Here is a 12,525-nt window from a genome sequence, read left to right as displayed (position 1 = left end):
CTCCAAAGTGAATACCTTTGGATTTAAAGTCCAAAGGTGTGCTGAATCCCGGCAAAATTATTTCCCAAGAACCAGCTATTTTGAGAATGTTCATTTTCATCTACCTGAATCCAGTGGGAGCACAGGAGATTCAGGAAAGAAAAACTGCAACCCTGTCAGCAATGACCTAGAGCGATGCGAGCTGTCGAGCTTGTATAAACTGACTTAAATCCTTGTAAAACCCAGATTTATTGTTTATAATGATGAGTCTAGACGGAGAGATTTCCTACCCTCAATATCCCCTGAGGAGATGGATCTCGCACTTTACAGGGAATTCGTGATCCCGATTCTAGTCTAAAGCTTTACACTGTAAACGATCAATAGTTTGGACAGTTTTTAGGTCCTAGCCTGAAACCCTTGATTTACGGCTAAGCAGAGGCATGGCCCAATCGCCCTGAAACCCTTATTCTACAGTTGCCTATCACACACTATCCGAAGTATTGATTTGAATAATTGACAATAGCGTGTGAGAGCTGGCTGCATAGTTTTTATAGGCTAGCAAATAAAACTGCGCTTAGGGGGGGCCGTCGGCTCAAATCCCGGCGCTTCGATCGACAAACCCTCTTGCTGAGGCGGGTTTGGTAGTTTCTGTAAAGATTTTCACTCTTGGGCAATGATTAAACAATCACTTTGACACTCCCGGGCTATCAGGCGTGGGGATTCTTCATTCATAGACCCAACTTGCTCATACAAGATCTCTCCAGCATGAGTAGAGGTCGAATCTCCTGAAGCGTTGGGATTTAAAATCCAGGTTCCTACGTGACCCGTAGTACCCAAGGCTAAATTCAGAATATTGATAGCTGCGTTCCAATCTCTATCTAACTCAAATCCACACTTGCAACTGTGCGTTCTTGTAGATAGAGATTTTTTCACAACCGTACCACAGTTAGAGCAATTTTGAGATGTATAGGCGGGATTAACGGCAACCGTTACCCTGCCAAATTTGACTCCAAAATACTATAACCATTTCCTGAATTGATACCAACCTGCATCATTAATCGACAGGGCGAGACAGTGATTCTTAACTAAGTTTTTAATCCTCAGATTTTCCGAGGCGACCAAATCGTTAGATTGGATTACGCAGCGCGCTATTTTCTTAGCGTGTTGCAACACGATTCCTACTTATTTTGAGGTGGACTCTTCCTAATCTATTAATGGCTTTCTTGCGGTTGGTAGAGCCTTTCTTCTTGCGAGAAACACGGCGTTGTCTAAACTTAAGACGCTTCTCGCTTGTTCGATAAAATTTAGGGTTAGCTTCGCTGTGACCATTGGAATCGGTGTAGAACTCTTTAAGTCCAACATCCAAACCAATCGTCTTTCCTGTTGGTTTTGTTTCTACCTTGTTCTCTGCACTGATTTAAAAAAACTGGACATAGTAGCCGTCTGCACGACGAATCAATCTAACCCGTTTGATCTGGTCTAGTTAGTAGAAGTTTAAATCCCACGTTCCTTTTAGCTTAAGCTTGCCAATTTCTTTTTTGTCGGTAAAGGTGATTTGTTTCCGAGTTTCTGAAAGTTTCCACCCTGATGTCTTGTACTCAACCGAGCGACAATTCTTCTTGAACTTGGGGTAGCCTTTCTTTCCTGGGATAGCCTTTTTGCAATTGTCGTAGAATCGAACGATCCCAGAATACGCTCTCTCGACAGAAGCTTGGCAAGCATGAGAGTTCAAAGCGTTAACAAATGGAAACTCAGCCCTCAATGCAGTGTTATAACGATACAAGTCTTTCTGCCCCACCCCTGGGTTATCCATCCAATAGCGGACACATTTATTCCGAAGGAATTGAGCAGTCTTAATTGCCTCGTCTATCGCTGAGTATTGAGCTTTTTTCCCTTTTGCATTAAACTCTAAAACAAACATTTGACGTGGAAAAACTCTACATCAAAATTGTAGCACAAACAAGCAAAAGCCGGCCACTAAAGAAGGGGCTTGAATCCCCTTATTTTGGTCAAGTTTAGACGGCATATCTGGAAATGCTGATGTGTAGTTGCCATCTTTGTCTACAATCCTGCGGAGTGTATATCCGCTGTCAGCAAGTTGGCCGAAAAACGAGTTTCTTCGATACCACATATAGCCTTTCGAGCGAAAGATGAGAACTGGGCATAGGGCATAGGACATAGGGCATAGGGCATGGGGCATAAGGCATACCTCACTTTTTTGAGAACCGCTAGATCTCCATTCGGAGTGCTCGGATCTCGATCGATCAAAAAATCTACAAGCCACTGCGGCACACACCATCCAAACACTATCGGCGCGATGTGCCCGTGCTGCAAAGTTGCATGGGAGAATCGGAACAAGTAAGTGAAGCGAGAAAATTTGACTAAATAAACTAACATCCGTCCCGCAATTGATGAAATGTCCAGATAAGATGGTCAAAAACGCGCAGCAATAACGTCAGTTGGTCAGCATTCCAGTCTGAACTTTACATCGTCAAACAATGAAACGGATTTTTGCAAGTTAATTGATGCTGTGGATGAGGACTAAAGTCCTCACTACAAACCGAGCTTTTGGATTGATTACCGCCGCAAGTTAGGCTCAGAGGATCGGCGGACTTTGCCTACTGTACTGACGACATCCGCGAGCATCTTGAGTGCGATGTCTTTACCGGGGCAAATCCGTCCCGCGCTACGATCGCCCACGGAATGAAATCCCATATGAAAAGGGCACAGATTCTCCCGCTTAGGGTTGAATTCGTATACCGTAGAACCCCAGAAACTCCCGTCTAGCAGCCCCAGGCTGAGCGGTATCAGTACCTTGGTTCCTGCGGGGAAAGTGCGCTCTTTGCCCGCTACGGTTGCGGTGAAGGGCTCTGTCGCGACTCGGTGGGTGGCGCTGACGGGGGCCCAGAGGCGCCCGCATTCCAGGAGGAAAAGCTCGATCGACTCGCGATCGTCCAAATCGAGCCGGTCCCAAAAATCAGTCGGGTTAATTTCGGCCGTCTGCTGTCCTTTATAGGCGGGGAGAGGGCGATATCCCATTGCCGTATACCCTAGGTGCAGGGGGCCTTGCAGTCCCGCTATCGCCATAATCGATGTCATCAGCTTCGCCAATTCCCGCTTAGTCATGCCGTTGTTTTCCGCGCTCTCCTCTTGGAAGTCGGCTAAAGCCGGAGAATTTTCATAGATAGTCGCTGCACCCTCGATCAGAGTGGACAAATCCCCGTGTCCAAAAAGGTTCAGGCTTTGCAAAAGGCTGCCGATGACGGCGAAGTAGTGCAGCGGGCTTTGGCGGGTGTAATGCAATTCCGTGAGGAGTTCGATCGACTCTGAATCGTCTGGATTAATCCCAAAGATGACGTAGTGCAGGTATCGGACTAAAAATCCCATCCAACCGCGCTTGACATCGGTAAAAAACGCTCCCCCCGCACCGTGCGGCATCTCGGCATAATCTGCAGCTAGCCGATCGAGCAACCGTCGGGCGATTTCGTCTCCCTGGCGATCCGTTGTCGCACTGTTGAAGAGATACTTCTGCATACAGCTTCGGAATGCTGCGTGGTTGCTGCTACCATCAGTTTCGCGATCGGACAGAGACAGCAGGAAAAGGTTCCTACCGCCGACATCTTGGTTGGGGGCGCGATCGGGATCGAGTACAGAAGTACCCAGTCGCCATCCGCGCGCCTGGGGCGATGTGAGTGCTTTTTCCAGCGTTGCAAACTCGGACATCACGACTTGCCCCGCGCAGCAAAAATTGGCTCCGAAAGCCAGCCGTTTTACTTGCAAATACGTGGGTTCGTTGGCAATCAAACCCTCAATCAGGGCGATCGGCGGTAGCATCGTTTTGCTGAGACTTTCTTCCGGGTTTTGCAACGCCCAAACCTGAAACTCGTTCAGGGCCGGGTTCATCAGGGATGAGAAAATAGTATCTAAATTTAGGTTCATCATAATTCCTCCGAGATCCACTCGCTATCACGCGCTTTGCATTTAGCAGCAACAGGGTATTGAGCGGCAATTGAGCCGGATTCAATACCCCGAACTTTGCCAAAATCAGTAAGTATAACTATAGCCATTTTTATTGGTAAACGCAGTGGCAATATAGATATAGTTGTACTGAATATGTCTGCGCCTAAGTGTAGCCTTGTTCGGGAGACTTAGTGTAATTTATAATGATTCCTAGTAAGTAGCTCTACTTTCTGCATCCAAAGTATTAGCTCCAATCTCTAATAGTCGCACATAAATAACGTAGTTATGTGCGGCTACTTGCTATTAGTTTCAGCCAAAATCGGCGACATTAATTAGACTGGCACTCACCCCATTCAAAGCAGCTAAAATTTCTCCGTTTACCGACGAACGGATGAAAGTGGTACTGTTTTCTTGAGTAAGGGACAGTTGCGAGAAAGTAAGATTGTTACCTAGAGAAAGCAAATCTTTACCGTCTTCAAAATCCAAGATAATATCGATACCAGAATAGGGAGATAGCAAGAAGCGATCGTTGCCATCACCTCCCGTCAAACTATCATTTCCCAAACCGCCAGTCAGCAAATCATCACCCTTACCTCCCAGCAGAATATCGTTGCCATCGCCGCCGTTCAAAATGTCAGCACCGCGGTTGCCAAACAAGGCATCATCACCGCTACTGCCGCTCAAAGTATCGCTACCTTTGCCGCCTAAAAGAGTGTCATCCCCCAGGTCTCCATCGAGGGAATCATTGCCCCTCATACCAATCAAAACATTATTTTCGCCGTCGCCAGTCAGGATATCGTCGCCATTCGTACCGATAATGCGATCGGGGGAATTGCTGCCCAAATCCGCATCGCCGGTGACAACAGGGGTCGCAATCCCAGCAGGTAAAATCACAGCTTGAAGTTTGGTATCTAAAGCAGCACCAGTATTCTCAGTAACTACCTGGGAAATTGCCTTAGTTCCCGCACCGACTGCTTTGAAGTCTTGAGTTGTTGCGCCCAAAGCTACTTGTTGGACGCGGGCGACTGCTTGAGTAATTGATGTTCCTGTTGGGTTGGAGACAGCCGAATCAATTAGCTGATTTGCTGTTGCCATTACTGTCGCAGCTTCCGGAACAACGGGTAAGATTTTTTGGATATTGAAACTAGGGTCAAGCTGTTGAATATTAGCAACAGCTTGCTGAATTATTACTTCTAAAGCTGCTGAATAACTCAGGTTGAAAACAGTACCAGATTGAATAAAAGTCGTAAGAGAACTGACAACATATTTGACAATATCGGTATTGGCTGCACTGGAAGCACCGTCAATCAAAGCTGCTGTTTGAGTGATGAAGTTTTGGACTTTCACCATTTCTGCTAAGACTTGGACACCGCCCGGTAAATCGTTGTTGGTGGCTTCTAGGGGATCGAAGCTAATCAGGTCAATTTCAGCGGGAATCCCCAGAGCAGATTTGACCAAAGATTGTGCTGCTTCGGGTCCAACTCCTTTATCGATTAAGTCGGCAATTAAGCTGGTTAAGAGGGTGATAACACTAGAATCGGGTGGTGCGGTGACTGGTGTTTCTAGGGGTAAGCCGGTGGCAGTGTCAGTGCCTCCAGTAGCAACTAAATTACCTTCTGATGGGTCTATTTCTCCGTTTTTGTTGGTGTCGAAAGTCTCGAAGGGAATATCGAGATTATATTTACCGCTGGCATCGGTAATGGTGGATGGTTCGTTGGTATCTTTGATGCCGTTTTTGTTGGCATCTAAGAAGACAGTCGCCTCAGAAATGTAACCGTCGATGACCAGGCCATCTCCTCTTTTTCTTACGTGGACGAACTGGCTGGCACTCGCACCATAAGGGTCTGTTGCTGTTAACTCCGCGTAGAAGTCTTGCCAGTTGTTTGGGATTGTTCCGGTGAACTGGATGGTGTTTGCTGCAGAGTTAAACGACAATCCCAGCCAACTGCTGTTCGGATTGCTCTGTAATGAGCTGCCGTCAGACCGGGTTAGCGTGTAGGTGAGTAGGTCGCCATCCGGGTCTGTGTAGACGTTAGGAACGTCTACATTGAGACCAGTGGATTGATTTCCCAATATAATCTTCACTTGTGGGGGGCGATTGCCAATAATGGCTCCAGCCAAAGCCATCACATTGACGCGCTTGAAGTTGGAGCCGGTATGGTTAACATTGTCGTTTTCGTTGTCGCCGTCATTAATAGTGACACCGGTTGATTTGACAATACGGGCGAAGTCGGCTGGTGTCAGTCGCCGGCCGTATTCTTGCTGTGCTAACTGTTGGGCTAACACTGCAATCCCGCTGATGTAGGCTGTAGCTTGACTGGCACCGTGATAGGTACTTCTCTCGTTTATATCGCCATCTTTGCCAGCCCCGGTGATGGGTGCCCCCGGAGCAAAAACTGTGGTTAATTGCCCGTTACGCTGAGAAAAAGGAGCAATACGATCGCGATCGGTAGTATAAGCGGTCGCAGCCCCAAAATAACTTCCATAATCGAACCTACGAATGTTGGAGTTATATACCGCGCCCACCGACAGCGAATTCGGATCGGCTGAAGGGTAGTTGACACCTGGAGAAAACTGGTACTTGTAGTAACGGTTGCCGGATGAAGAGACAACAATGATATTCTTCGCCGCCAAGGCTGCCAGTTCATCTCCAATACCGTAGAGTGAAATAGGACTGGTAAAATTTTCACCGCTGCCAAATGCCACACTAACGCTGGCAATGTTGTAAGTATCAGCATTTTCCAATATCCACTGCAAAGCTTGTTCAACATAGGGAAACTTATTAATTTCGTCACTACTACCAAGAGGCAGAACATCCTTTCTCACTTTGAGGTCGATAATATTCGCCCCAGGTGCCATTCCTGTATATATTGGGTCTTGGGAGGCAATAATACTGGCAATGTTCGATCCGTGTCCGTCTTTGTCGCTTGCATCTGCGTCGCCGTCGGCAAAATCGTAGTTATAAACGATGCGATCGCTGATGCCGTTTGAGTCGCTGTCAGGGCCAAAGAATGGGTGGTTTAAGTTGATGCCAGTGTCTAATATCGCTACAGAGAAACCCCTGCCGTCAATACCGGAAAAACGCGGGGAGGCCCGGAATTTGTCCAGATTGATCTGTTGATTGGATACACTAGCAGGGATCTCACGATAGGGGTCGTTGCCGCTGCCGTCAAAACCATCAGAATATGCTGTCTGGTTGTTGTTGCCACCAATAGGGCTAATACGACTAGACAGCACTGAAGATAGGAAAGAGTTCTCGAACCTGGTAATTGATAGATTATTATTGATTAAATTGTTGCTGCTTCCCGAATTGTTTTGGGGAGTTGCAACTGGCTGCGAATCTGTGTAAGCCGAACCTTCATATCCTGTAGTTGTGACACCTTGAAGACGAGGGATAACAGACAAGTTTAAATTGTAGGGACTTTCAACACTATTAACTGAAGAAACTCGCACGGTGTAAGTGCCGTGTTCCAAAAGGCGGTTAATTGACTTTGAGGCAGGGCCAGAATTTTGTGCAGTTGAGATGACATTTTGACTGCTGTCAAGCAATTCTATTTTGAGTTCTTGGTTGAATCCGTTGACTGACAAATTGAAGTCATTTTTAGAACCTAAAGTGAATTTGTAGTAATCAGGATCGTTACTACTCACTGTATCAGAGTAGTTTCTGAAACTAGAAGCTGCATTGATTTCCCGGGCTGTACTTGCTGTGTTGCCAGCTAAGTCTCTTGCTAGGAGATTATTGGTGACAGCGACATCGGCTGCATTTAACCCGTTATAATTGTTGTCCGTACTAACAGCAGGGGCAGTAACAATCGTGTAAGGTGTATTGCCGTCAGCAACATTGTCGTTAACACCTGTCACTGTTACTGTTTGCGCTGCATTCCAGTTACCAGGATTGAATGTCAGCGATACAGGTGAAACTATTCCTTCTGCTGTATTGGAACTTCCTAAATCTATTTTGACATCAGCAGTAGGTTTGCTGTTGAGTCTGACATTAAATGTTGCTGTTCCCCCTGATTCTGTCGTGATTAATCCCGATGCCGGATTAACAGTAATTCCAGCAGGTGTGGCTGATGGTATTGGGGTTGGAGGTACTGGTGTTGGGGCTGAGATTGGAGATATCGGTGTTCGGGTTGGGGCTGGGGTGGGTGTTATCGGTGTTGGGGTGGGTGTTGGAGGTGTTGGGGTCGGTGTTGGAGGTGTTGGGGTCGGTGTTGGAGGTGTTGGGGTCGGTGTTTGAGGTGTTGGGGTCGGTGTTGGAGGTGTTGGGGTCGGTGTTGGAGGTGTTGGGGTGGGCGTGGGGGAAGTGTCGTTATCAGTAATGGCGACATTAACAGGGGAAATTGTGATGCTGTTATATTTAACATCGTTACTGGTAGAAGTATGCCCGATCGCCCCCGCATGATTTCCTTCCACCACCGTATCATCTGTAGCCGTTACTGTGACTGGTTTCGCCACATTCCAGTTAGTAGCGTCGAAGGTAATCGGTGCGATCGCACTTATTTGATTTCCCGCAGCAAAACTGATAGTAACTGGTGCAGTTGGCTGCGAATTTAACTGGAGTGTATAACTGCCTGTGGCACCGCCTTCTGTAGCAGTTGTGCTCTGCTGTGAAATACTCACACCCGTCGTGTCGTTGTCAGCAATCGTGGCAGTCACAGGAGAAATCGTCAGGTTGTTATAATTACTATCTGTACTGACAGACGTGTGAGTAATCGTGCCGCTGCGGCTTCCTTGGGCTATGCTGTCATCGATCGCCGTAACAGTGACATTTTGCGCCACATTCCAATTATTCGGCGTGAAAGTGACAGGTGCGATCGCATTAATTTGACTGCCCGTGTCAAAATTAATCGTGACGTTTGCAGTAGGTGCGGTAGTCAGAAGTAGGCCGTAGCTATCGGTTGCACCGCCTTCAGCAATAGCTGTCTCGCCTTCTGATTGCACAATAGAAATACCGGGACTATCGTTATCTGTAATGGATGCTGTCACATTGGGAATGACTTTCGCGTTATAATTCGCATCGGTACTCGTAACTGTGTGAGTAATCGTGCCACTGTGGGTTCCTTGTGCTAAATTGTCGTCGATCGCAGTAACAGTGACAGTTCGATCGACATTCCAGTTAGTGCTGTCAAAAGTAATAGATGTGGCGATCGGATTAAGTTGATTGCCAGTATTGAAACTGATAGTAACCGGTCCAGTCGGTTGCGAAGTTAGCTTGACTTTGTAACTGCCAGTTGCACCGCCTTCTGTAGCTGTTATGTTGGTAGGTACAATGCTGAAATCGGCAGTGTCATTATCGGTAATAGCGACGCTAACAGCCGGAATTGTGATGCTATTATAGTTAGTATCGGTACTGGTAGCAGTATGGGCGATCGCACCTGCATGATTTCCTTCAACTGCATTGTCGTCAACCGCTTTCACCGCAACAGTTTGAGCGGCATTCCAATTAGTAGGGGTAAAAGTAAGTGCGGTAATTGGTTGAATTTGACTGCCTGTAGCCAAATTAATCGTCACAGGTGCGATCGGTTGGGTATTTAATTTAACGCTATAACTTCCAGTTGCACCGGCTTCCGTCGCAGCCGTGTTAGTCGGAGTAATGCTAACGCCTGCGGTGTCGTTATCAGTAATGGCGATATTAACAGGGGAAATTGTGATGCTGTTATAGTTAGTATCGGTACTGGTAGCAGTATGGGCGATCGCACCTGCATGATTTCCTTCGACTAAATTGTCGTCAACCGCTTTCACCGCGACAGTTTGAGCGGCATTCCAATTAGTAGGGGTAAAAGTAAGTGCGGTAATTGGTTGAATTTGACTGCCTGTAGCCACGTTAATCGTCACAGGTGCGATCGGTTGAGTATTTAATTTAACGCTATAACTTCCGTTGGCACCGGCTTCCGTCGCAGTCGTGTTAGTGGGAGTAATGCTAACGCCTGCGGTGTCGTTATCGGTAATATTAGCATTGACGGTATTGCCCGGAGTGCCATTAACAGTAAAACTGGCAGTAGTCCCGTTATAATTAGTATCGGTACTGATAGCAGTGTGAGCGATCGGACTCGTGTGCGGCGAAGTTTCTGCTACTGCATCATCAACTGCACTGACTGTCACCGTTTGCGGTACAAACCAGTTAGTTGGAGTGAAACTAATGCCAGCAATAGGTTGCATTTGACTGTTAGTATTGAGTGCGATCGCCACATTTGAAGTAGGCTGGCTAGTCAATACAACTGTATAAGTATCCGTCGTCCCGCTTTCTGCTACATTAGTGATGCCGCCCGACTCAACAATCTTGACCTGCGGCACAATTATTTTAGTAATAAAAACATCAAAGTCACCTCCCCCATTCGCCGCTTGCAAAGGAGTGGCTGTTGGGAAGTTAGTAGAAGCACTACTTCCCGCTACATAAACTGCACCAGAAGCATCCACCGCAATACCGTTACCGTAGTCGTCAGCGCTGCCGCCGAGATAAGTAGAATCAACTAAGGCAGAACCCGACGAATTTATACTTGTGACAAAAGCATCTTTCCCGCCGCCGCTGGCACTTTGAATAGCATTCTTAGTCGGAAAATTAGTCGAAGTCGTATCCCCAGTAACATAAACATTATTCGCACTGTCTACAGTAATGCGATGGCCATTGTCATCTCCGCTACCCCCCAAATAAGTTGAATAAATCAAAGAATTACCTACAGGACTCAGCTTGCTGACAAAAGCATCATTGGCACCACCTGCATTAGCGGCTTGAATCGGACTAGCTGTAGGAAAATTAGTTGAACTAGTAATTCCGACAACATAGGCATTTCCCGAACTGTCTACATCGATATCACCACCTTTTTCATCGCCGCTGCCACCTAAATAAGTAGAATAATTACGGACACCATTCGCGTCAAATTTACTCAAAAAAGCATCATATAGGCCGCCTCCCAGTGTACTTTGAAAGGCATTAGTCAAGGGTAAGTTAGTCGAATAAGTAAGGCCGGTAATGTAGGCATTACCATTATTGTCTAGGGCAATGGCTTGAGCATCCTCGCGGCTAGAACCGCCCAAGTATGTAGAGTAAACTAAACCAGTGCCAGTTGGATTAACTTTAGTAATAAACGCATCTACTCCGCCTCCGTATATAGGTTGGGAGGCATTGGCAGTGGTGGGGAAATTGCCACCTGTTAACCCGGTAACATAAGCATTGCCGTTACTGTCTACAGCAATGCCGTTACCGAGATCCCCCTGGCTACCGCTTAAAAAAGTAGAATAAACTAACGCATTCCCGGCAGGATTGAGCTTAGTTGCCGCAGCACTGTAACCAGTTATTGTAGGTTGAAAAGAACCCGGTGTAGTTGGATAACCCGGATCGACTTGTCCGGTTAAATAAGCATTGCCTTGACTGTCTACCGCAATATCAAAACCGTATTCATTGCCAATACCGCCGATATAAGTAGAGTAAACTAAGGCAGTTCCTTGGGGGTTGATTTTAGTAACTAAGAAATCAGCTTGACCTCCTGGTGTAGTTTGGAAGGCACCAGGAGTAGTCGTAAAATTGTTAACAGTAGTGCCAATAATGTAAGCCGCACCTGTGCTATCTACAGTCATGCGGTTGGCAGAGTCCAAGCCGCTGCCGCCTAAGTAAGTCGAGTAAGCTAAAACCGGGTCAATCACTAGGGGTTGAGTGGGGTCAAAATATCCCAAACTAAAATTAACTTGACCGTTTCCTAATAAATTGTAAGCTGCGGGAACATTTACTCGCTGTCCGTTGATGTCTTGATAAACTATCGGTGCGTTATCAATTAATTCGCCTAAAGGTGTTTCTAATATCAGTGCGCCGTCGTCACGCAACCGGATGTCGTTAACACCACTATAATTCATCTTAATTTGACTCGGATCTGCAAAAGGTGCGACCAGAAATTCGCTCTTAAGTTGTCCTTCTGTACCTTTGAAAACGCGGTCAATTCCTTGATAGACGTTTTGATAAACAACGCCGTTAAAAGTAGGCACATTAGTCTGCCATTGACTGGAATCCTCGCCTAAAAGAAAGTTAGCAACTCCCGGCAATTTTTCCAGCCCGGAAATTGTCGGATTGGGGTTGCTGTTGGCTAAGCTGCTGCGTACAACTGAAGAAGTTGTTGCTTGGTTTCCCGGTTCATTGGGTGTGGGGAAAGCGACGAAAGCAATTTCGTTTGGAGTAAAAAAGATGCTGTGACCGGCACCTTTAACCTGGAATTTCACATTAGGGTCAGTTTGTCCAGTATTTGCAATAAAACTTAAGGGAATTTGACCGTAAGATGCCTGTTGATTTTGAGAATTCATGGCTGATACCCCTGGTGGCTGTTATGCCAGCAAGTCTACAAAATCACGAACTCTGCTGTATTGTAAATTCTTGCGGAAAACTTGGTAAAAATACAATTTTCTTGCGAATTTTCTCGGGTTTTGATGAAAAAGTGTAACACCGCATACTGACTAGGTATCTCCATTAACGCCACACCGCGCGTAGTTCTCTTGCGAGGCGGGTTTTACTAACCATAATTGGCTAAAATCAATCGTCTCTATAAGGCAAAAAAACCCGGTTTCTCCGAAAAATCCTGGATATCCCGTCTGAGATAT

General features: G+C 46.5%; 4 protein-coding genes and 1 pseudogene. 1 reads left to right on the top strand and 4 read right to left on the bottom strand.

The window, feature by feature from the left end:
* Positions 1-17: 17 nt before the first annotated feature.
* Positions 18-170 (top strand): hypothetical protein, encoded by a 153-nt coding sequence (locus QUB56_RS15050; RefSeq protein WP_332956117.1) that lies wholly within the window; start codon positions 18-20, stop codon positions 168-170.
* Positions 171-639: 469 nt separating this feature from the next.
* On the opposite strand, the pseudogene QUB56_RS15045 reads toward QUB56_RS15050, so the two are convergent.
* From QUB56_RS15045 to QUB56_RS15030, 4 genes and pseudogenes are all read right to left on the bottom strand, one after another.
* Positions 640-1,900, bottom strand: a pseudogene (locus QUB56_RS15045) (RNA-guided endonuclease InsQ/TnpB family protein).
* Positions 1,901-1,921: 21 nt separating this feature from the next.
* The gene (locus tag QUB56_RS15040) at positions 1,922-2,110 is read right to left on the bottom strand and encodes a hypothetical protein (protein WP_332956116.1); all 189 of its coding nucleotides are present in this window, start codon (positions 2,108-2,110) and stop codon (positions 1,922-1,924) included.
* Between the two features lie 446 nt (positions 2,111-2,556).
* Positions 2,557-3,921: a cytochrome 450 gene (locus QUB56_RS15035; RefSeq protein WP_332956115.1), complete on the bottom strand. Its 1,365-nt coding sequence runs from the start codon at positions 3,919-3,921 to the stop codon at positions 2,557-2,559.
* 327 nt (positions 3,922-4,248) lie between these two features.
* Entirely contained in the window at positions 4,249-12,231 is a 7,983-nt protein-coding gene (locus tag QUB56_RS15030; protein WP_332956113.1) for a DUF7948 domain-containing protein, read from the bottom strand.
* Positions 12,232-12,525 lie beyond the last annotated feature (294 nt).

Source organism: Microcoleus sp. AR_TQ3_B6 (genome assembly GCF_036702785.1).
Classification (GTDB): domain Bacteria; phylum Cyanobacteriota; class Cyanobacteriia; order Cyanobacteriales; family Microcoleaceae; genus Microcoleus.
Note: the sequence above shows the minus strand (reverse complement) of the source record. Positions and strands in the feature narration are given on the sequence as shown.